The sequence below is a fragment of the Candidatus Deferrimicrobiaceae bacterium genome (genome assembly GCA_036504035.1).
Lineage (GTDB): Bacteria > Desulfobacterota > Deferrimicrobia > Deferrimicrobiales > Deferrimicrobiaceae > JANXPS01.
The window spans coordinates 347,098-368,167 of the sequence record DASXVV010000006.1; the positions used below are offsets into that span (position 1 = coordinate 347,098).

Consider the following 21,070-nt stretch of genomic DNA (forward strand, 5'->3'; position numbering starts at 1 on the left):
TTCCTCCTGGGTTTCCGGGAATGGTCACTTCTTCGGCAGCCGCTTGAGCGCCTTCGACGCGTGGAAGGCGAGCACCGGGTCGGCGCCCGACGCGACGCCGGACAGGATCGACGCGACCCCCTCGCACGCCGGGCATTGCGCGAGAAGCTGCACGGCTTGCAAAGCCAGCGCCTTGTCGGCGCCCACGGTCAGACCGCCCACGGCGTCGATCAGCGCGGGGCTGGCCGACAACAGCGCCTTCGGGAACTGCCACCCGGCCATATAGGCGAGCACGGCCGCCCGCTCGGCGGGTTCGCCGGTCCGGAGCGTCGCCGCAAGCGTCGCAATATCTTCGTCCCGCCACGCGGTCTCCTGCCAGCCGCATCGGCCATCCCCCATCCGGTCGAACTGCCGGCCATCGAGCATCCGCAGGCATTCGGCCTTCCGGCAATCGGGCAGATCCGGAAACGCGGGGCAGACGTTGTCGGCCGCCGCGAGAAAGCCCGCGCGATTCTTCTTTTCGGCGAACCCCCGCAAGCGTTCAGCCGCGTCATCGCGCCGCGAATCGGCTTTTCCGGGAGAACGCCCCTTGCCGTCGCTTCCCACGACGCTGCGGCCCAGCCAGTCGCCCGCGAACATCACCGGAGTCACCGCCACCCGCAACGGCAGGAGCGCGCTCGTGCTGAACGAATCGCCCTTCCAGTCGCGCCAGTGCAGGTCCCAGAGCGCATCCTTCGTGTCGTCGTACGCCTTGGGCAACTCCATCACAGGATGGACCAGCAGCAGGTCGACCGTGACGGCGGAGAGACACACCGGCACCGACACAGGGAAGGAGATCCCCCGCGCCGGTTGCGTCTTCGGCACCAAATATTTCTCGCACGCGTTGAACAGCGGCGTGTGCTCGCGGTTGCGCCAGGCGCATCCGGAGAGCGTGGAAGACAGGAGGAGCAGGACAAGGAGGATTTTCGCGCCGGCCCGCCGCATCATCGGGCCGCCTTTTCGCAGCCGTCGAATTCCATGCGGAAGAGCCAGCTCCCGGCGAAATCGACCGGAAGGTAGACGACGCTGCCGACCACCTTGGGCAGGAAGAGGATCGCCTGGCGGAAATCGCTGCCCTGGGGGTTCTTCCAGAGGTCGTCGTACATGTCGCAGGCTGCCTGCGGGGCGGCCTTGACCGGCAGGACGACGCCCATGTCGAGCAGCGCGCCCGTCATGCCGACCGGCACGGTCACCGGAAGCGTCGACACGATGCCCGCCGGCGACTCGACCCACGTGCCGTTCACCGACCGGTCGAGCGTGTTGAGCACGACGCGGTTCTCCTTCCGGAGAAAACCGCACCCCTGCGACAGGAGCGACGCCGCGAGCAGGAACGCCAGGGCGAAGGGCAGCGCCCGCCCCATCGGGTTCGATGTCATCGAAATAACCTAGCGACGCCGTCCGAAGAGCCGCAGCAGCATCAGGAACAGATTGACGAAATCGAGGTAGAGCGTGAGCGCGCCCAGGACGGCTGCGTTCCCCGCCCGCCCTTCGTCGACGCCGGACATGATGGCCTTGACCTTCTGCGTATCGTAGGCGGCCAGGCCCGCGAAGACGAAGACGCCGATGATCGAGACGACCCAGTTGACCATCTCGTTCCGCATGAACATGTTGACGACGGAGGCGATGACGATGCCGATCAGCCCCATGAACAGGAAGCTGCCGAAGCCGGTCAGGTCGCGCTTCGTCGCATACCCGTACAGGCTCGTCGCCCCGAACATCCCCGCGGTGATGAAGAACACCGAAGCGATCGAGTCGGCGGTATAGGCGAGGAAAATCACCGAAAGCGTGACGCCGTTGAGCGCCGCGTAGGCGAGGAATCCGCCCTTGGCCATCCCGGCGGTCATGGTCATGATCCGGGAGCTCAAGTACCACACGAGCCCGAATTCTCCGATCAGCAGCGCGTAGAAGAGGAATCGCGTGCCGAAGATCAGCTTGACGGCCTCCTCGGAAGACGCCGTCGCCAACGCCAAGATCGCCGTGACGAAGAGCCCGAGCGACATCCACCCGTAGACGCCCGCCATCACACCGGTGCGCGTGCGCACCAGCGAACCGGCCTGATCCACCTCGTATCGTTCCTGCATGTAAAGATCCTCCTTGGACGCCACTACCGAATTTGACGATCAACCTTTCGATGATATTACGGATTCGCGCGCCGCGCCTGTCTCATTCGTTGCCATTCGCCCGGCCGCAAAGGTATCCTGCGACGAGGGAGGGTCCACCCATGTGCCGCATGATCGCTTTCGCCTCGCAGGATCCGCAGCCGATCGCCCCGTTCCTCGCGCAGCTCGCACGCCTCTCGAGAGAGGGAATCCTCGTCGAGCGATGGACGCGGCACCCGGGCGGGAACCATCCCGACGGCTGGGGCGTCGCCCTTTATCCCGCCGGCGGCGGCACGCTGCGGATCGTGCGCAGCGGCAGCCCCGCGAACGCAGACCCGGCGCTGGCCGCGCTTGGGAGCGAGACGACGGATCGGTTCATCGGGCACATCCGGTTCGCCTCGAATCTCTCCTCGGTGTGCGAAGCCAATGCGCATCCGTTCGTCGTGGACGGCATCGTACTGGGGCACAACGGCACGTTCAAGGGAGCGATCGGCGCGGAAGGCGACGCGCGCGGCGTCAGCGACTCGCTCGTCTTCCTCGAAATGCTGGCGATGCGATGGCGAGACGGCCGCACCTTCGAAGGACTGGCCGAGGCACTCCGCGCGCTGCTTTCCGACGAGCAGCTTGTCGGCGACTACAGCGCCGCCAACTTCCTGATCGCAGAAGGCGGGCGGTTGTTCGCCTTCCGGAAATCGCGCCGGGACCACGACTATTACGCGCTTTACCTGCACCGGTCCGGACGCGAGCTGGTCGTAGCCAGCGAGCGGCTCGACGGCCGCCCCGACTGGACTCCGCTCGGGGAAGGGGAGCTGCTCGAGCTTTCCCTGCCGGAGCCCCGGCGAAAGACGGTCGAGCTGCCGTCCTGATGACGGGCAAAGGGTGAACATGAAGTTCTTCTTCGGTTTCTTCACGCTGGCCTACGCAGGCGCCAATCTCTACGCATTGATGCGTTTCCGTCGGGCGTTCGGCCTGCGCTGGCGGGCGATCCTCCCGTTCCTGCCGCTCTTCATCCCGCTCGTGTTCGCGCCCCCGATCGTCCACCTGCTCGAACGCCCCGGGACGCTTCCCGCCGCCATGATCGCCGCCTGGGCCGGGTACACCTGGCTCGGCGTCCTATTCCTGTTCTTATGGCTGCACGGGGCGGCCGATATCGGCTACTTTTTCTTCCGGAAGGTGCGCAACTATCCCGGGCGCACGCTGCCCCCCACGACGCGGGAGGCCCGCCGGCTATTTCTGGCCGTGGTCGCCGCCCTGGTCGTCGTCGCCGGCTATTCCTTTTACGAGGCGGCGGACATCCGGCCCGAGCACGTCACGATCGCCTCCGACCGGCTGCCGGCCGGGATGAAGAAGCTGCGGATCGCCCAGATCTCCGACCTGCACGTCGGCCTGCTGATCCAGGACCATGCCGTGCACCGCGTGGCGGACATCGTCCGGGACGCCAGGCCGGACCTGCTGGTGTCCACGGGCGACCTCGTCGATGCCGGGTTCGTCTCGACCGGCGCGCTGCCCGAGATCTTCCGGGCGCTCGACCCGCCGCTGGGCAAGTATGCGATCACGGGCAATCACGAATACTACGCCGGGCTGGCGCGGTCGGTCCTCTTCACCGAACGTTCGGGATTCCGGATGCTGCGGGACGAGGCGCTGACGATCCGGGGACCGGAAGAGGACGGTTCGGGGCCTCCCCCGAATGCCGTCCCGGGGCTGCACCCGGGGGCTGCGCGGATGGGACAGGGCGGGAAATCCGCCGACAACGCCCTCCTGCGCATCCTCGGCGTGGACGACGAAGCGGGGAGTTCATTCGGGGCGCTTCCGGAGGAGGCCGAACGAAGGCTCTTCGCGGAACCGCGCTCGCCGCTGTTCACGCTCTACCTGAAGCACCGGCCCCAGATCTCACCCGAAAGCGCGGGGAAATTCGACCTGCAGCTGTCGGGGCATACGCACAACGGGCAACTGTTTCCGTTCCGGTGGATCGTCGAGACGCGTTTCCCGTACCTCGCCGGCCTGTACGACCTGCCGGGCGGGGGGCAGCTCTACACCAGCCGCGGGACGGGGACCTGGGGCCCGCGCATGCGCTTTCTGTCGCCACCCGAGGTGACGATCATCGACGTGGTGCCGAGGTAATGCGGGGCGCTTACGGGTTCGGGATGCTGAAGGAGGCGGGCGGCGCGGGCGGCACGACCACGTTGTCGAGCGCGGCCGGTTTGACGGTATTGTCGAGCACGGGCGGCTCGTCGGGCGGCTCGACGGCGTTCTCGAAAGGGATCGATTCCATCGTGTCGAACGTGACGTTCTCGTCGTTCATCTGGGGAGGCGCCGGCGCAGCGGCTGCGGGCAGCGCGACCGGGGGGACGTCGGGGACGACAGGGACGTCCTCGGCGATCGCGGCGGCGGCCAGGATCAGGAGAGCTGCGGAGATGCCGAGGCGGGTAGCGCGCATAGTCGAAAGTATACCATTCCCTCCGGTTTTGTCGATGCGGCGGCGCCCCGTTCAGCCCGGGTCGGCCTCGTCGGCGACGACCCCGTAGACGTTGCCTTCGGGCGCGTGCCCCCGCTTGTCGAGCGACAGCTTGCAGGCGCGGTAATCGGGCTTGTCTTGCCGGTTGTAGGCGACCAACGCCTGGACGATGTCGCCCGCCAGCCGTCCCTGCTCGACCAGCAGCGTCATCTCCTCGAGCGCGGTCCGGTTGTCGTAGCAGGTCGGGCGATAGGGGCGCGGGGAGATGAGCGCGTCGTACACGTCGCAGACTGCGACGATCTCGACCATCCGTTCCTTCTGGAAGATTCCGAGGGGGTAGCCGGATCCGTCGCGCCGCTCATGGTGCTCGAGCGCCACCCGGGCGGTGATCGCCCCCGCGTCTCCGAAATAATAGGCCAGCAGCACGTATCCCGCGGCGGTGTGGTGCCGGAGCCAATCGCGCTCGTCGCGCGTAAGCGCCGACCGCTTCTTCATGATGGACAGCGGAACGCACAGCTTGCCGATGTCGTGCATCGGCCCGGAGGTGGCGCCCTGGATGGCCGCGCCGGAGGTCCCCATCAGCTCCTGGGCGAGCAGCGTCGAGAGTGCGAAGACGCACAGGATGTGTCGGTAGGTGAACGGGTCGTGATCCCGGAAATGGTCGAGCGACCGGAGCAGCGGCAGCGGCAGCGTCACCCGTTCCATCATCTGCATCATCCCGTAGAAGCGTTTGCCGTCCTCGAAGACGACCTTGTAGGGCCCCTCGCAGAGGAAGCCGACCAGGTCCGGAAGGACCGTGCCGTGCTGGAGAAGGCCGCCGGAAGGCTCGTTCCGGCTGCGCCCTTGATCGGCGATCGTCGAAAGCAGTCCGGCGGTGACCTGGGAGCCTGCGGGAAGCAGCTCTTTTCCTTCGAGCGTATGGACCGGATAGCGGAGCCGGGGGGCAGGAAATGACGAACCGGGCATGGGTGCGACCTCCGAAATGCCTTTACGCCCCGGGCGGGAGCGTTTCCAGGACGAAACGAGCGACGGCGCACCCGGGGAAAGCGGCCAATGCCTGTTCGCACGCTTCCCGGGCAGCGGCGCGGTGGCCGGCCCGGGCGTGGGCGTAGGCGATGTCGCCCATCGCAAGCTCGCGGTAGGAGGCGGCGCCCGCGCTCATGAGGATGAGGAAGCGGTAGCGGTCGAGGGCCGGATGGCGGGTGAAATAATCGCGGCTATCCTCGAACGCGCGGACGGCGTCGTCGAAGCGTCCGGCGCGCAGCAGGCGGATGCCGGCCCGGTGGCGACGCGTCAGCAGAGGGCGGACGACCGCCGAATAGCAGACATAAGGCGCCGCGCCGACCAGGATCGCGTCGAAAAGGCCGTAGGCCGGGAAAACGCGGGCGGTGAGGGCGATCAGGCCGCCGAGGAGCGCCAGGTGCAAAAGCAGCGCCGGGCGCGACAGGCGGCGGACGAACAGGCGGGCGGGCGGCGCGACGGCGTTTTCCGGTTCGGGATCCATCGACACCTTATACCACGCCTTCGGAGCCCAGCGCGGGCGCGCGCGAGGGCGCGGGCCGGTTGACAAGCCACAACCCCGCCATGATCACCGCCCCGCCGGCCACCTGGACCGCCGTCATCCGCTCGCCGAGGAACGCGACCGACATCAGCAGGCCGAAAAAGGGCGACAGGAACATGAAGGCGGTCGCGGTACCGGCGCCGAGCGTCCCGATCCCCTTCATCCAGAAGATGTAGGCCAGCACGGTCGGGAACGCGATCAGGTAGGCGAGCACCCACCAGAAGGCGGGCGAGAGCGCCGACCAGCGGATGGCCGTCATCTCCGGGACCGAGAACGACAACATCATGGCGGTCCCCAATAAAAGCGACCAGCCCGCGGCCTGGAACGGCGTCGTCCGTTCGAGCAGCCGTCGGGATACGAGCGAGGAGAGCGCCCAGCAGGCGCCCGCGGCGGAGAGGAACAGGTCGCCGCGCATCCGCGCCGGATCGGCGCCGGGCAGGATCGTCTCGCCGAAGAAGAGGGCGGCGCCCGTCACGCAGAGCGCGAGCCCCGCGAGGCGGCCCGCCCGCGCCGGCTCGCGCAGGAATACCATGCCGAAAAGGGTTGCCACGACGGGCGAAAGCGTCGGGATGATCATCGCGGCATCGGAGGCGGGCGCCAGCTTCACACCGCGGAAGAAGCAGAAGTTGTAGCCGGCCACCCCGAGCGCGCTCTGAAGCAGCAGGGCGGGCCATGCGTCCCGGCGCGGCACGGGCCGCGCGGAGCGAGCGAAATGGATCCCGACCATCAGGAGGGCGCCGATCCCGAACCGGAGCACCGCGGCGGCGTCCGGCGGCACCTCCTGCACGATCATCTTGGAGGTGGCGTAGGCACTGCCCCAGAGCAGCATCGTGAGGACGAGCCCCGCGCGGGCGCGTCCGGCCGCCGTGGCCTGCCGTCCGACGGGCGTCCGGCTCACGCAGCGGGTCCGGGATCCGCGGGCGGGTCCGGCCACGCGCCGGGGGAGGTCGCCGCCTTCCGGCGGCGCTTGCGGAACCGGCGCAAAAGGAGCGGGACGGCCAGGGCGAGCGCGAGCCAGGCGGCGCTTGCGGCGCGGTTCGCGTCGCGCGGCGGGCCGGGGGTCGCAACGCACCCGCCGCCGCCCGCGGCGGGCGTCGTCGTCACGATCACGCGGACGGGGTCGGACTGCGCGATGACGCCGAGGTCGCCCACGAGGAGGAAGGTGTTGTCGCCGAAGGCCGCGGCGCGCAGCGTCCGCGTCGTTCCGGCGTTCGTGCGCGCCCAGGTGATGCCGCCGTCGGCCGAGTCGAGCACCGCGCCGATGTCGCCGACGGCCAGGAAATGCCCGGCGCCGTATGAGATCCCGTACAAATCGCCCGCCGCCCGCGTCACCGCGGAGGAGCGGTTGACCCAGGCGATGCCGTCACCCGAGGTCACCACCTCGCCCCCCCGGCCGACCGCCACGAAGGTGTTGTCGCCGTGTGCGACCGCCAGCAGCGGGCCCGTCGTCCCGGCGGCCCGCGGGGTCCAGGCGACGCCGTCGCGGCTCGTCGTCGCGCCGTTGTCGCCGACGGCGACGAACGCGCCCGCGCCATGCGCGATGCCGTTCAGAGTCGTCGTGGTGCCGGACGTCAGCGGCAGCCACACGGTGCCCTGCGTCGACTTGAGCAGCGTCCCGCCGTCGCCCGCCGCGACGAAGACCGCCGCGACGTTATCGAATGCGACGCCCCGAAGATGGGGCCGGCCGGCAACATGCTGCGGCGCGCTCCAGATGCGGCCGTCGACCGAGGTCGACGTCGCCCCGTTGTCGCCCACGGCGACGTACCCGCCGTTTCCCCAGGCGATCGACGAGAAGCGATCGGTGGTCCCGGTGCGATACGTCGACCAGGCCGCGCCGTCGTCCGACGCAAAAAAGGCGCCGTTGTCGCCCGCGGCGACGAAGCGGCCGGCCGCGAAGCAGGCGGCCCGGAACGATCCGGAAAAACCGACGCCGCCTCCCTGCCAGGTCGTCCCGTCCGGGGATGTCACGATCGTGCCCCCGCTGCCTACGGCGACGAAGCGTCCGTTGCCGTAGGCCACGCGCGCGAGCGACGCGAAGATCCCGAGGCCGTGGTCGGTCCAGGTAATGCCCCGATCGTCGGACGTGAGGACGGCGCCTTCGTCGCCGACGGCGACGAAACGCCCGTTGCCGGCCGTGACGCCGTTCAGCCCCTTCACCCCTCCCGCGCCGCCGCCGGCGGTCCAGGTGCCGATTTCGGTCGCCACGCAGCGCCAGGGGCGTCCCGAGGCGCCGACCAAGACGAAAACGCCATTATCCCAGGCGATCCCGCGCAGGTCGTTCGGATAATCCACGGTCCAGATACTCCACTGGTCGCCCCAGGCCGAGATATGGAAGTACCCACCGTCCTGAACGGCGATGAAGCGGCCGATGCCGTAGGGGGCGGGGGAGCCCTCGGGAGCGATATCCCGAAACGTCTGGGTCTTCCACGCGGCGGTGCGGGTCCAGGCAATGCCGTCGTAGGAGCCGTAGATCGCGCCGCCCTCGCCGACGGCCACCGCCTTGCCCTCGACCCGGGCCGCCACGGAATAGAGCGTCATCGTGTTGTCGATGGTCCGCGGGGTCCAGATGGCGCCGTCGGGCGACGTGGCCACGAACCCGTTGTCGCCGACCACGACGTACCAGGGCGCCACCGGCGGCTGCGCCGTCGGGAGGCCGGGCGATCGGGCCACCCCGCGGAGGTCGCGCGTCGTGCCGGAACTGCGCGTCGTCCAGCTCAGCCCGTCCGTCGACGTCAGGATCGTGCCTCCCGCGCCGACGGCGACGAACTGCCCCCCGGCGAAGACCAGGCCGTGGAAGGCGATCCCCTGCGGCGCCGGGTTGCGAAGGTGGGCGTGCGCCGGGCCGGACGGCGGCAGCGCCGGCAGCAGGAGCGTGACAAGGCATGCGACAAGGAATACGAGACGGCGCGGCAGGGTCATCGGGATCGCTCCCCGGGTTGGTTTAAGAAACGGGGCGGGCCGGCAAGGTGCCGGCCCGCCCCCGAGTCTGTTGCCTGGTGCCGGTGGCTCTAGTGGCAGCCGCTCGACGGCGTCGTGCAGTTCGACTGGCTCGAACCGAACGGAACGTAGTTCAGCGACGAGAGGATCGAGGCCCGCGCCAGGCCGGCCGGGATCGCCCGGTCGGTCAGCGTTCCCCAGTGGTTCACCAACGCCATGTTGTGGCAGTTGGTGCAACCGCGGCCCGCGTGGCTCGTGTGCTGCACGAACGCCGTGTTCACCAGGTCGTTGAACTGCGGCGACGCCGTGACGCGGACCCGGTGGCACGCCGTGCAGACGAGTGCCGCGGGGGTCCTCTGCCAGTCGGGCGTCGTCTGGCCGCCGTGGCAGATCGTCGCGGTGCACGTCCGCGTGGTGGCGCCCGTATAGCCGAACGTACCCGACTGGGCGTTGTAGCCGGTGGCGAACGCGACCTGGAGGATGGTGTCGAAGTGGAGCACGCTCGTCATCCCGGCGCCAGTGTGGCAGACCGCACAGTTGCCGGTCACCCCCGCCAGCGCGTTGTGTTTCGCGTGCGCCCCCCCGATGTTCGGGAAAACCCCCGCGGGCTGGGTCAGCGGCGGCGTCCCCGGCGGCGGGTTGCCGTGACACGACCGGCAGTCGGCCGGGTGCGACGCCAGCGCCTCGCCGGTGTGACACTGGGCGCAGGCGGGACCGGCACCGGTCCCGGAGCCGCCCGCCAGGGTCGGTCCGTGGCAGGTCGACGTGCCGCTCGTCGCGGCGCAGGAAGCGGTGCCCGCGCGGGCCGCGGGCGCGTGCGCCTGCAGCCAGCCGGCCCCGTGCCCGGAGGCTCCCGGGAAGGGCGGGTGACAGTTGTGGCAGACCGGCTGGTGCCCGAACTTGTTGTACGTCGCGTGGCAGTTGACGCAGACGGCCTGGACTGCGCTGTTCATGATCAAAAGCTGGTGGTGGTTCGCAAGTCCGTGAGACCACGTGTTATCTAGCACAGGGGGGTTTCTCTTCGGTCCCGTAAAATGACATGTATTTGAACATTTTTGACTAGTTGACGATGTGTCATGACAGTTGACGCAACGTGGGGAATTTTGGGTTGAGGCAGTCCCATGCCATAAATAGTTAGCGTTTGGATCAAGTTGATTTCTAAAGGTGCAGTCCAGCCAGCTCGCCGGGTGGAACGCCGGGCCGCCGGCGTGGCAGGTGAGGGCGCCGCGGGTCGCCGCGGAACAGGAGACGCCGCTCTTCCCGCCCGTGAGCGTGTTGTCGACGGGCGGATTCACGGCGTGGCACGGCCGGCACGAGGCGCCTTTGTCGGCGAACGTCGCCGCCTGGTGCGCCGAGACGGTGTCGGGAACCGCGGTGTCGTTCACCACCCAGGTCGCCGCCAGCAGCAGGTGGTCGGGGCCGGCCGTGTGGCATGCGCCGAATGCGCCGAACGACGCAGCGTAGCACGACAGGTTACTCGTGCCGCCCCGCAGGTCGGCCCCGTGGCAGAGCTGGCAGCTCGCGAGGTTGGTCTTCGCCCGCAGGAAGTGGACGTTGTCGACCCAGGCCTGGGTGCCGTGGCCCGGCCCGCCGGCGTGGCAGGCGATCCCGTTGAAGGACGCGGCCGAGCACGACACGCCGCTGGTCCCGCCCTTCAGGTCGACGCCGTGGCAGGGGGTGCAGCCCGACGTGTCGCGCAGCGCGAAAGTCGGGTGCGTCGTCACGAAATCGGCCGGGTGCCCCTTGACGGGGTCGTAGGGCACGGCGTTGTTGACGGTCCCCGTGCACCCCGCGGCGAGCAGCGCCGCGAGCAGCACCAGGACGGGGATCAGGCCGGACCGGCCGGCGGGCGCCGCTATGGTCATCGCATCTCTCCTCATCATCGTCGCCCTCACTTGTGGCAGGCCCGGCAGCGGCCGTCGGCCCGGTTGCCGTGGCAGCGCACGCACGAGCCGGGGTCGACCCGGCCGTCGATGCGGTGCTGCAGGATGTAGTCGCCCCGGTGCGGCAGCATCCGGTCGGGACGGTCGGCGTTGCGCGTCGCGGGCGTCATCTCGGGCCGGCGGGAATGGCACTCGGCGCAGAATGCCGGCTTGTGGCACGAGGCGCACAGGTTCTGCCCCTGCCGGGCGTAGAAGCCGTGCTGCTTGACGAAGACCGTGGAATGCTTGAAGACCGCATAGGTCTTGAGCGTCCCGGCCGAGATGTCGGAGTGGCACTCGGAGCAATCGGCCCGGATGCCCGACAGCTCTTCGGGATGTTTCGGGGGCACCGAGGCCGTCTTCGACAGCACCGAGCAGCCCGCCGCGAACGCCAGGGCAAGCGCCCCGGCCAGAAGAAGTAGGGTCGCGCGCCGCATCATTTCAAGCCTCCCGCGCCGATGCCGAAGTTGTAGGCCACCTTGAGCATGCCGGCGTAATCGTTGTTGAGCCGCGGGCTCTTCGTGTAAGTCACGTCGCCCGACAGCTTCAGGTCGGGACGGAGCTGGTAGCCGGCCGAGGCGACCGCCTGCACCGCATCCTTCCGTCCGGGGGCGTCGGCGAAGACTTCCTTGTAGCGCTGGGTGAGAAGGTCGAACGCCAACCGGAGGTCGGCGGGGCTCCACATGCCGTAGATCCGGTATTCGGAATATTCGTTCTCGGGCCGGTCGCCCGTCATGACCGCCGCGGAAGCGCCCACCGAATCCTTCTTGTCGTTCCAGATCCAGCGAAGCCCCGCCTCGCCGCGGTTCCCCGTGCCGGGGTCTGCCGCGTCGTGGCGGACGTTTTTCAGCCCTCCCTCGAGCACCAGCCCCTTGACGAATTCCCAGTCGAGCGTGACGAACGCCACCCGGACGTTGTCGTTGTTGTCGAACCCGGCGACGGTCGTGTGGAACGCGGGGTTGAGCGCCCCCTGGAACAGGTTGCGATAGTCGTAGCTTTCATAGCCGGCCAGCACGTCCATCCCCGCGCCCGGCACCAGCCGGACCGTGTAGCGCTGGTTCGCGAATCCCTTGGTGGAGAGGTTGTAAGACGCTTGCCCGTTGAATTCGATCGGACCGCCCGGTCGTAGCCACAGGTCGGCGCCGGCCAGCGTGCGATTGCCCGTCGCGCCGTCGCCCTTGGGGAAATCGCCCGACTCCTGCAGGAAGCTTGCCCCGAGCTCGGCGAATCCGGAGGCTGCATAGAAGGCGCGACCGCCGTAGAGCGCGCGGCCCGTCTTGTAGATGCCGCCCCCCTGTTCGACCGGCTTGCCCGCGAAGAGCGCCGCGCCGAACCCGGGAGCCGTGCGCCCCTTGACGAAGACGCCGTCGATCGTGTCGGCCGCGACCCCCTCGACGAGGAAGAAGCGGCCCAGCTTTGCCTCGGCGTTGCCTTCCGGATGACGGTAGTCGAAGTATGCCGCGTCGAAATCGCCACCCGTTCGGCCGCTGCCCGTCTCGTTCTCGAGGTCGAGCCGCCCCCACCCGGCGAAGTGGAACGCCAGCGGCAGGTCGCCCGACAGCTGCGTCGCATCGCCCGACAGGTACTCGTAGACCGGCAGGAACCGGTCTTTTCCGCCGGACGCGACGTCCCGCTGGTAGCTCCTCAGGTAGGTCGTGGACGAGAACGTCGCTTCCGCAGCCTCGGCCGGGCGCAGCGGCAGCGCGAGGAGACCGATGCAGGCGGAAAGCAGGGCAAACGTCCACATCCGGAGTCGGGCTCCGGCACGCGAAGGTCTCATTGCTTCCCCCAATGAATACTGGAATGGGCGACATTGTAACAGACGAACGGCAAAGATCATACGCCCGGAAAAACACGCCCGGCGGAAATCGCGGTACACTGTCGTCTGGTCAAAAAAACGATCCCCTGCGCCAAGGAGACCTGCCATGCACCGCCCGAAGGTTGCCATCCCGACGATCCTCACCCTGACGCTCCTCGCCCTCGCGCTGAGGCCGGCGCCCGCGCGCGCTTTCATGGAAAACGGCTGCGGCACCGGCAAATGCGTCGACTGCCATTCGCTGACCGTCGAGGAGGCCTCCCGCCTGGTCAAGCCGCTCGAGATCGACCGGGTCACCGAGGTCCACGAGAGCCCCGTCCAGGGGCTGTGGGCGGTGGAGGCCGAAAAGGGGGGCGCCAAGGGGACGATCTTCATCGACTACGGGAAGAAGCACGTCCTCCAGGCCCAGATCCTCCGGCTCGACACGAAGGAAAACGTGACGAGCATCCGGAAAGTCGACCCGACGAAGATTTCGCTGGCAGGCGCGCTGCTGATCGGACGGCCGGAGGCGACCAAAAAGATCATCGTCTTCAGCGATCCCGACTGCCATTTCTGCGCGAACCTCCACGGCGCGATCAAGGCCGTCGTGGAAAAAACGCCAGACGTGGCGTTCCAGCTCCTGCTCTTCTCCCGGAACAACGACCCCGCCTCGATCCGGAAGGCGGAGGCCGTGATGTGCACGAAGTCGCTCTCGATGCTCGACAACGCCTATGCCGGCAAGCCCATTCCCGCCCCCGAATGCAAGACCGACGCGGTGACCGAAAACGCGAAGGCCGCCTTGGCCGCCGGCGTCAGCGGCACGCCGGTCCTGATCATGCCCGACGGCCGCATGATCCCCGGCTACCGGGATGCCGACGCGATCCTCCGCCTCCTGAAGGAGGGAGAGCCCCCCGCCGGAAAGCCCGCCAAGTAGCCCCCAGGAGGAATTCCCTTTGCCCGCAGCCGCTGCCGCCCTCTACCGCATCGCCCTCGCCCTCTGGCTGGGCGGGATGACCGTCTACACGTTCGTCATGACCCCGATCATTTTCAAGGCCTACGGCCGGGACGCAGCCGGCGCGATCGTCGGCACGATGATGCCGACTTACTTCCGTTACATCGTCGTGCTGGTTTCCCTGGCGATCGCGGCAAGGCTGCTGGCGGGCGAGGCCGGGCCCGGCGTCTGCCGGATCGTCGGTACGGGCCTGCTGGCTTCGGCGCTGTTCGTCTCGGCCTACCACACCTTCGTCCTGCTGCCGCAGATCGAGTCGGTCAAGAAGGAGGTCGTCTCGTTCGAGACCACCCCGAAGGACGCCCCCGCCCGCAAGGCCTTCTCGCGGCTGCACGGCGTCTCGATGGCGCTGAACCTGCTGCTCCTCGCGGAAGGGCTCGTGCTGGTCGCGGGCGCGGACTGGTTCCGGAGGCCCTCCCCGTGACGCTCGACCCGGACCTGACCGACCAGCTCAAGCGCGTCCTGACCTCGCTCGAGCGGATGCTGCCCAAGCCGATCCCCGAGATCAACTGGGAGTCGGTGCCCGCCGCCAACTGGCGCCGCCACGGCTTTTCGGGCACCCTCGAGCCGATCCCGGAAATCGAGTCCATCCACCTCGACGACCTGCTCGGAATTTCCGAGCAGAAGCAGGCGATCGAGGACAACACGCGCCAGTTCCTCGCGGGGCTCCCGGCCAACAACGCCCTGCTCTGGGGCACGCGGGGCACCGGGAAGTCGTCGCTCGTCCGGGCGCTGCTCCACAAGTACGCGCCGAAAGGGCTTCGCGTCATCCAGGTCGACAAGGACGATCTGGTCCACCTGCCCGAGATCGTCGATGCCATCAAGGGACGCCCCTGCCGATTCATCCTCTTCTCCGACGACCTGTCGTTCGAGGCGGGCGACTCCGGCTACAAGATGCTCAAGAGCGCGCTCGACGGCTCGGTCTACGCGCCGCCCGAGAACGCGCTGATCTACGTCACGTCCAACCGGCGACACCTGCTGCCCGAATACGAGAGCGACAACCGGGGGGCGATGATGGTCAACAACGAGGTGCACCACGGCGAGGCGATCGAGGAGAAGATCTCCCTGTCCGGCCGCTTCGGGCTTTGGGTCGGCTTCCACCCGTTCAGCCAGGACCAGTACCTCGAGGTGACGCGCCAATGGGTGGGCAAATTGTGCGGGAAGCTCGGGAAGCCGCTCGCGTGGTCGAAGGAGGCGGAGGGCGCGGCGATCCTCTGGTCGCAGAAGAAGGGGGACCGCAGCGGCCGCATCGCGTACCAGTTCGCCAGCCACTGGGTCGGGCAGGAGCTGCTCCGTAGCGGGGCGGGAAGCCGTTAGTCCGCATTCGCCCGGTTCCGGCCTGATCTACAATAGAGAAGAAACCCATTTTGCCGCAGGAGACCTGACATGGCTGGCCTGACCGTCGACGAATCCCGCTGCACGCTCTGCAACCTGTGCGCCTCCGACTGCCCCGCCAACGTCATCGTCCTGCCCGACACCGGGTTACCGCAATATGTGGCCGGCGGCGAGACGCGCTGCTACCTGTGCGGCCATTGCGAGGCGATCTGCCCGACCGCGGCGATCGTCGTCGACGACCCGCGCCTCGACCCGCGCATCGTGCCCGCAGGCGACGTCGACATTCTCCCCGAGAAGCTTGGAAGCTACCTCCGGATGCGGCGCTCGGTCCGAAAATACCGGCAGGCGCCGGTCGACCGGGCCGTCATCGAGCAGGTGATGGAGATCGTCCGCTACGCCCCAACCGCGGTCAACCGGCAGCCGCTCCACTGGCTGATCATCCATGACACGGTGGAGCTGCGCCGCCTGACCGGGCTCGCGGTCGACTGGATGCGGCACATGGCCAAGTCCGCTTCGCCGACGAGCGCAGGATTCGATTTCGCGGGGATGGCGAAGCTGTGGGATTCGGGCGGCGGCGATCCCGTCTGCCGCCTGGCGCCGCACCTGGTCGTGGTCCACGCGCGCCAGGACGCCCCCACGGCGTCGGGCGACGCCTATATCGCCCTCGCGCATCTCGACACCGTCGCGCCGTCGTTCGGGCTGGGCGCCTGCTGGGCCGGCCTGTTCCAGGCCGCCGCCGCGAACTGGCCCCCGCTGCGCGAGGCGCTGGCACTGCCCGACGGCCACGTCCCGCTCTACGCGATGATGCTGGGCATCCCGGCGGTGCGCTACCAACGTCCGCCCAAGCGCAACCCGCTCGCCATCGCCTGGCGGTAGCCGCGACCATCCCGGTGGAACCCGAAGGACATCCGGAGGACGAGCGCTTCCTGGTCGAGCTGGGGCGCAAGACGATCAAGGTCTCCTTGGGCCTCGTCGACGAGATCGCCTTTTTCGGGGATACGGTCATCTCTACCGGAAGCGCGCTCCTTCATCCGACGACCGTCCGGTGGCTCGACGTGCTCCGCACCATGCGGCAGGCGGGCGCCGACGCGTTCCCGATCGTCGCGCTGATCAGCTTCCTCATGGGCGCCATCATCGCCTTCATGTCCTCGATCCAGCTCAAGCAGTTCGGGGCGCAGATCTATGTGGCCGACCTCGTGGCGATCGCGATCGTCCGGGAGCTGTCGCCGATCATGACCGCGATCCTCGTCGCGGGGCGCTCGGGCTCGGCCTTCGCCGCCGAGATCGGCTCGATGCGCGTCAACGAGGAGCTGGACGCCCTCGTCACCATGGGGTTCGATCCGATCCGCTTCCTTGTGGTCCCCCGGGTGCTCGCGATGATCGTCGTCCTTCCGCTTCTGACGGTCTACGCCGACCTCTTCGGGATCTTCGGCGGCCTCACGGTCGGCACCGTCGGCCTCGACCTGACCGTCGCCTCCTACCTGGCCGAATCCCGCAAGGTGCTCTCGATCTTTCCCGTCCTGACGAGCTTCGCGAAGACGATCGTCTTCGCCCTGCTCGTGGCCTCGGTCGGCTGCCAGCGCGGCTTCCGCGTCCACGGCGGCGCCGATGCCGTGGGCAGCGCCGCCACATCCTCCGTGGTCACCTCCATCTTCCTCATCATCGTCACCGACTCGATGTTCGCCGTGGCGCAGCAGTACCTCAAGCAATGAGCGCGAACGCCCCGAAACCGGGCGCGCCGGTCATCGAGGTCGAGGGGTTGACCGCGGGCTATGGCGAGCGGATCCTCCTGCGCGACGTGACGTTCACCGTGCGCGCGGGCGAGCTGTTCGCCATCCTCGGCCAGAACGGCTGCGGCAAGTCGACGCTCTTGCGCCACCTGATCGGACTCCAGCGACCGATGGCGGGGACGATCCGGCTGCTGGGGGTTAACATCGCCACGACGGACGAGGCGACGCTGCGCGACGTGCGGCGGCGGATCGGCGTGCTCTTCCAGGCCGGCGGCCTGCTCAACGCGATGACCGTCGGCGAGAACATCGCGCTCCCGCTCTCCGAGCACACGACCCTTTCGGATGCCGACATCGACGGGGTCATCCGGGAAAAGCTCGCGATGGTCAACCTTTCCCGCGCCCGCAACCGGCTGCCATCCGAGCTGTCGGGCGGCATGAAGCGCCGAGCCGCGCTGGCGCGGGCGATGGCTCTCGACCCCCCGCTGCTCTTTTTCGACGAGCCGTCGGCCGGCCTCGACCCGGTCAATTCCCTCGAACTCGACCTGCTCATCGAGAAGCTCAATCGGGATACGGGCACCACGATGATCGTCGTCACCCACGAGCTCCCCTCGATCTTCCGGATCGCCCGGCGGGTGATCTTCCTCGACCCCGAGGCGCAGGGGATCATCGCGGAAGGGGATGCGGCCGTCCTCCGGGAATCCTCGCACGATCCACGGGTATCCAATTTCCTGAACCGGCGCTTGTCGGGGCCGGAAGGATAAGGAGACGTCACTGTGGCTCGAAAAACATCCCACATCGTCGTCGGGCTCTTCGTCGTCCTGGGCACGCTCCTGGCCGCGGCGCTGGTCGTCTGGGTCGGCGCCTCCCGCTACTTCGAGCGGGGAAGCCGATACGTCGCCTGCTTCGACGAATCGGTCCAGGGGCTGCAGAGCGACTCCCCCGTCAAGTACCGGGGGGTCGAGGTGGGGCGCGTCGAGGAGATCCGGGTGGCGCCCGACAACCGGCTCATCGAGGTGCTGATGAAGCTCGACCTTCCGCCGGGCGGGCGGGACAACGTGGTCGCCGAGCTCAAGTCGGTGGGCATCACCGGGCTCGTCTTCGTCGACCTGAACCGGCTCGAGCCGGGCGAGACGCCCCATATCGCGAAGGTCGGCTTTCCGGTCGATTACCCGCTCGTGCCCTCCAGGCCGTCCGCTATCCGCCAGGTCGTGACGCGGGCCGAGGAGCTGGTCGAGAAGATCGGCCGGATCGACTTCGAGGGGGTGACCGGGCAGTTCATCGCCACGAGCAAGTCCGCAGAGCGGCTGTTCGACGGACCGGGGACGCGCCAGGTCGTCGAGAACCTCGACCGGCTCTCCGCGCGGCTCGACCGGCTGATCGGCCGCATCGACAACGTCTACTCCAACGAGCGGCTCGCGCGCATCACCGATGCGGCCGCGGCCGACGCCGAGGCGCTGGGCAAACTCATCGCCCGCGTCGAGACCGAGATCGGGAACGCCGCGATCGGCGACCGCTCCGCCGAGGCGAAGGCGCTGATCGCCGAGGCGAGGGCTGCCGTGGCGGAGGCGCGCACCGTGGTCGCCGCGGCCCGCACGACGGTTACCGACGCCGGGACGGCCGTCACCGACGCCCGCGCGGAGATCAAGGGAATGAAGCTGGCGGAAACGGGACAGTCGGCCGCCCGCATCGCCGAAGGGCTTGAAGAGCAGCAACGGACGCTGGGGCCCGCCGCGCGGTCCTCCGTCGAGGAGCTTCGCCGCACCTCGGCCGAGCTGCGCGAGCTGGTCAAGCAGCTCAAGGACTCCCCCTCCGAGCTGCTGTTCAGCGAACCGCCGCCACACCGGAAATGATTCGAATGGAGGGACCTACGATGCGGACTCGCCCGATGTGGCTGGTCGCCGCCCTGCTGCTGCTCCTGCCGGGATGCTTCCGGAGCGCCAAGGCGCCGGGACCCGGAGAACGCTACGTCCTGGAATACGCGCCGCCGATTGCCGCGGGCACCACCGGCAGCGCGATCCCCGACACCTTGCGGATCGGGCGCTTCTCCGCCGCGGAATCGCTCAGGACCACCCAGATGGTCTATCGGCCGGCGCCGTTCCGGAAGGAGACCGATTATTACAACCGGTGGATCGTGCCGCCCGAATCGCTCGTCGACGGATTCCTGCTGCGCGACTTTCGGCAGGCGGGCGCCTTCGCGGCGGTCGCTTCCGACGACGACCGGCAGGCCGCGAGGTTCCTTCTCCTGGGAGATCTCGAAGCGTTCGAGGAGGTCGACGGAAGCGCGGGGCGCGTCGCCGCCCTCGCGGCGACCATCACGCTGCTCGACCTGTCGAAGCGGGAGATCCCGGAGCGGCTGCTTTTCCAGAAAACGTACCGGTTCGAGGAGCCGCTCGGCGAGGAGGGCCCCCGGGGGCTGGCGGCGGCGATGAGCCGCGCGATGTCGCGCTTCTCGGCCCGCTGCATCGCGGACGCGACGGAAGCGGCGCAGTGCCGCGCGGAGGCCCCGCCGATCCGGTGAGGACGCATGCGCGCCTAGGAGTACTTCTCCCGGAGCGCGACCTTGTTGATCTTGCCGACGCTGGTCTTGTCGATCGCCTCGACCAGGCGGACCTTGACCAGGACGACCTGCTTCCCGATCGTTCCCCGGTCGGCCGATTCGACGACGTGGCGCACGATCTCCCGGGCCTTCACCGCGCCGAGCGCCCCGGGCTTCGGAACGACCAGCGCCAGCGGCCGCTCGCCCCATTTCTCGTCGGGCATCCCGATGACCGCCACTTCGCCCACCGCGGGATGCGCCGCGATGACGTCCTCGAGCTCCAACGAGGAGATCCATTCACCGCCGATCTTGATCACGTCCTTCGTCCGGTCGGTGATCTTCACGTAGCCCTGCGCATCGATCCAGGCCACATCGCTCGTGTGCAGCCAGCCGCCCGCCCACAACTTTTCGGAAGTCTTGGTGTCCTTCAGGTAGCCCTGCGTCAGCCACGGCGCGCGCACGACCACCTCGCCGACGGCCTTCCCGTCCCGGGGGACATCCTCCAACCGTTCGTTGACGGTGCGCAGATCGACCAGCGGGACCGGCACACCGGTCTTGCAGCGGATCTCGGCCTGCTCCTCGTCCGGCAGCGCAAGCTGCCCGGGCTGCAGGTGCGAGATCGTGAGGATCGGGCACGTCTCGGACATCCCGTAACCGGTGAAGATGTCGACGCCCCGCCGCATCGCCGCCAGGCAGAGCGCCTTCGACATCGCCGCCCCGCCGATCATCACCTTCCATTTCGACAGGTCGACCTCGTCGACCTTCGGCGACTTGAGCAGCATGTGCAGGATTGTCGGGACGCAGTGGGAGAAGGTGACCTTCTCCTGCGCGATCAGCTCGAGCAGGTGCTCCGGCACATAGCGCCCGGGATAGACCTGCTTCACGCCCATCATCGTCGCGATGTACGGCATCCCCCAGGCGTGGACGTGGAACATCGGCGTGATCGGCATGTAGACGTCCTCGCGGTGGAAGCGACCCTGAACCGAGGGGGAAGCCAGCGACGCGAGCACGCCGAGGGTGTGAAGCACCAGCTGCCGGTGGCTGAAGTAGACGCCCTTCGGCAAGCCCGTCGTGCCGGTGGTGTAGAAGGTGGTCGCACGCGTGTTCTCATCGAAGTCGGGGAATTCGTGCATGTCGTCGGCGCCAGCCAGCAGCGCCTCGTACTCCCCCGCGAAGTCGATGTGGGTCCTCGGCAGGATGGACTCCTCGTCCTGCAGCAGCACGAACTTCTTGACCGTGTCGAGCCGCCCCTTGACCTGCTCGAGGATCGGCAGGAAGTCGGCGTTGACGAGCAGCACGTCATCCTCGGCGTGGTCGATCGTGAAGAGGATCTGCTCGGGGGAGAAGCGGACGTTGATCGTGTGCAGCACCGCGCCGATCATCGGCACCGCGAAGAAGCATTCGAGGTAGCGGTGGCTGTCGTAGTCCATGATGGCGACCGTGTCGCCCGGCTTGACGCCGAGGCCGGTCAGCGCGTTCGCCAGCCGCTGAACCCGCGCGTGCAGCTCCCGGTAGGTAAAGCGAAGCTTCCCGCGATAGACGATCTCCTGGTCGGGCGCCGAGACGATCGGGGCCTGCAGCATGCTTTTGATGAGCAGCGGGTAGTCGTGGGCCGATTCGGTCCGGTCGATCTGCTTGGACATCATGTCGGTCGGGTTCTCCTGGGCTCGCCA

Annotated in this window: 22 protein-coding genes; 10 read left to right on the forward strand and 12 right to left on the reverse strand. The window is 68.3% G+C overall.

The window, feature by feature from the left end:
* Positions 1 to 24 precede the first annotated feature (24 nt).
* The 3 genes from VGK27_02860 to VGK27_02870 are packed head-to-tail and all read right to left on the reverse strand — an operon-like array spanning position 25 to position 2,099.
* Positions 25 to 966, reverse strand: coding sequence for a hypothetical protein (locus VGK27_02860; GenBank protein ID HEY3489046.1), 942 nt, complete (start codon positions 964 to 966; stop codon positions 25 to 27).
* On the reverse strand, positions 963 to 1,394 hold the full coding sequence (locus VGK27_02865; GenBank protein ID HEY3489047.1) for a hypothetical protein: 432 nt from the start codon (positions 1,392 to 1,394) through the stop codon (positions 963 to 965). The genes VGK27_02860 and VGK27_02865 overlap by 4 nt, the downstream gene beginning before the upstream one ends.
* Before the next feature lie 9 nt (positions 1,395 to 1,403).
* A complete protein-coding gene (locus VGK27_02870; GenBank protein HEY3489048.1) occupies positions 1,404 to 2,099 on the reverse strand; it encodes a Bax inhibitor-1/YccA family protein in 696 nt (231 codons plus the stop codon).
* Positions 2,100 to 2,239: 140 nt separating this feature from the next.
* On the opposite strand from VGK27_02870, the gene VGK27_02875 reads away from it, so the two are divergent.
* Both VGK27_02875 and VGK27_02880 read left to right on the forward strand, forming a co-directional pair.
* Positions 2,240 to 2,983: a class II glutamine amidotransferase gene (locus VGK27_02875; GenBank protein HEY3489049.1), complete on the forward strand. Its 744-nt coding sequence runs from the start codon at positions 2,240 to 2,242 to the stop codon at positions 2,981 to 2,983.
* A gap of 19 nt (positions 2,984 to 3,002) precedes the next feature.
* A complete protein-coding gene (locus VGK27_02880; protein ID HEY3489050.1) occupies positions 3,003 to 4,238 on the forward strand; it encodes a metallophosphoesterase in 1,236 nt (411 codons plus the stop codon).
* A gap of 10 nt (positions 4,239 to 4,248) precedes the next feature.
* Here the strand turns inward: VGK27_02880 and VGK27_02885 are convergent, their stop codons facing one another.
* The 8 genes from VGK27_02885 to VGK27_02920 form a co-directional block, all read right to left on the reverse strand.
* Positions 4,249 to 4,554, reverse strand: a complete 306-nt coding sequence (locus VGK27_02885) for a hypothetical protein (GenBank protein ID HEY3489051.1) — start codon at positions 4,552 to 4,554, stop codon at positions 4,249 to 4,251.
* A 51-nt stretch (positions 4,555 to 4,605) separates the two neighbouring features.
* Positions 4,606 to 5,538, reverse strand: coding sequence for an HD domain-containing phosphohydrolase (locus VGK27_02890; GenBank protein HEY3489052.1), 933 nt, complete (start codon positions 5,536 to 5,538; stop codon positions 4,606 to 4,608).
* A 22-nt stretch (positions 5,539 to 5,560) separates the two neighbouring features.
* A complete protein-coding gene (locus tag VGK27_02895) occupies positions 5,561 to 6,076 on the reverse strand; it encodes a hypothetical protein (GenBank protein ID HEY3489053.1) in 516 nt (171 codons plus the stop codon).
* 7 nt (positions 6,077 to 6,083) lie between these two features.
* The gene (locus tag VGK27_02900; GenBank protein ID HEY3489054.1) at positions 6,084 to 7,031 is read right to left on the reverse strand and encodes an EamA family transporter; all 948 of its coding nucleotides are present in this window, start codon (positions 7,029 to 7,031) and stop codon (positions 6,084 to 6,086) included.
* A complete protein-coding gene (locus VGK27_02905; GenBank protein ID HEY3489055.1) occupies positions 7,028 to 9,052 on the reverse strand; it encodes a hypothetical protein in 2,025 nt (674 codons plus the stop codon). Before VGK27_02905 ends, VGK27_02900 begins: the two co-directional genes overlap by 4 nt.
* A gap of 89 nt (positions 9,053 to 9,141) precedes the next feature.
* Positions 9,142 to 10,935, reverse strand: a complete 1,794-nt coding sequence (locus VGK27_02910; protein HEY3489056.1) for a CxxxxCH/CxxCH domain-containing protein — start codon at positions 10,933 to 10,935, stop codon at positions 9,142 to 9,144.
* 26 nt (positions 10,936 to 10,961) lie between these two features.
* The gene (locus VGK27_02915) at positions 10,962 to 11,432 is read right to left on the reverse strand and encodes a hypothetical protein (protein HEY3489057.1); all 471 of its coding nucleotides are present in this window, start codon (positions 11,430 to 11,432) and stop codon (positions 10,962 to 10,964) included.
* Positions 11,429 to 12,739, reverse strand: coding sequence for a hypothetical protein (locus VGK27_02920; GenBank protein HEY3489058.1), 1,311 nt, complete (start codon positions 12,737 to 12,739; stop codon positions 11,429 to 11,431). Before VGK27_02920 ends, VGK27_02915 begins: the two co-directional genes overlap by 4 nt.
* 178 nt (positions 12,740 to 12,917) lie before the next feature.
* Between VGK27_02920 and VGK27_02925 the strand changes: the two genes are divergently transcribed.
* The 8 genes from VGK27_02925 to VGK27_02960 all read left to right on the forward strand — a co-directional run bounded on the left by VGK27_02925 (position 12,918) and on the right by VGK27_02960 (position 19,379).
* On the forward strand, positions 12,918 to 13,721 hold the full coding sequence (locus VGK27_02925; GenBank protein HEY3489059.1) for a DsbC family protein: 804 nt from the start codon (positions 12,918 to 12,920) through the stop codon (positions 13,719 to 13,721).
* Between the two features lie 19 nt (positions 13,722 to 13,740).
* On the forward strand, positions 13,741 to 14,220 hold the full coding sequence (locus VGK27_02930; GenBank protein HEY3489060.1) for a DUF4149 domain-containing protein: 480 nt from the start codon (positions 13,741 to 13,743) through the stop codon (positions 14,218 to 14,220).
* Complete coding sequence (locus VGK27_02935) at positions 14,217 to 15,113, forward strand: ATP-binding protein (GenBank protein ID HEY3489061.1); 897 nt, start codon at positions 14,217 to 14,219, stop codon at positions 15,111 to 15,113. Before VGK27_02930 ends, VGK27_02935 begins: the two co-directional genes overlap by 4 nt.
* A gap of 69 nt (positions 15,114 to 15,182) precedes the next feature.
* Positions 15,183 to 16,007, forward strand: a complete 825-nt coding sequence (locus VGK27_02940; GenBank protein ID HEY3489062.1) for a nitroreductase family protein — start codon at positions 15,183 to 15,185, stop codon at positions 16,005 to 16,007.
* 14 nt (positions 16,008 to 16,021) lie between these two features.
* Positions 16,022 to 16,843, forward strand: a complete 822-nt coding sequence (locus VGK27_02945) for an ABC transporter permease (protein HEY3489063.1) — start codon at positions 16,022 to 16,024, stop codon at positions 16,841 to 16,843.
* Positions 16,840 to 17,622, forward strand: coding sequence for an ATP-binding cassette domain-containing protein (locus VGK27_02950; protein HEY3489064.1), 783 nt, complete (start codon positions 16,840 to 16,842; stop codon positions 17,620 to 17,622). Before VGK27_02945 ends, VGK27_02950 begins: the two co-directional genes overlap by 4 nt.
* A 12-nt stretch (positions 17,623 to 17,634) precedes the next feature.
* Positions 17,635 to 18,711 carry an MlaD family protein gene (locus VGK27_02955; protein ID HEY3489065.1) on the forward strand — a complete coding sequence of 359 codons (1,077 nt, stop codon included), beginning with the start codon at positions 17,635 to 17,637 and terminating at the stop codon, positions 18,709 to 18,711.
* 20 nt (positions 18,712 to 18,731) lie between these two features.
* Positions 18,732 to 19,379: an ABC-type transport auxiliary lipoprotein family protein gene (locus VGK27_02960; protein ID HEY3489066.1), complete on the forward strand. Its 648-nt coding sequence runs from the start codon at positions 18,732 to 18,734 to the stop codon at positions 19,377 to 19,379.
* Positions 19,380 to 19,393: 14 nt separating this feature from the next.
* On the opposite strand, the gene VGK27_02965 is transcribed toward VGK27_02960, so the two are convergent.
* Positions 19,394 to 21,043 carry a fatty acid--CoA ligase gene (locus VGK27_02965; GenBank protein HEY3489067.1) on the reverse strand — a complete coding sequence of 550 codons (1,650 nt, stop codon included), beginning with the start codon at positions 21,041 to 21,043 and terminating at the stop codon, positions 19,394 to 19,396.
* Positions 21,044 to 21,070 lie beyond the last annotated feature (27 nt).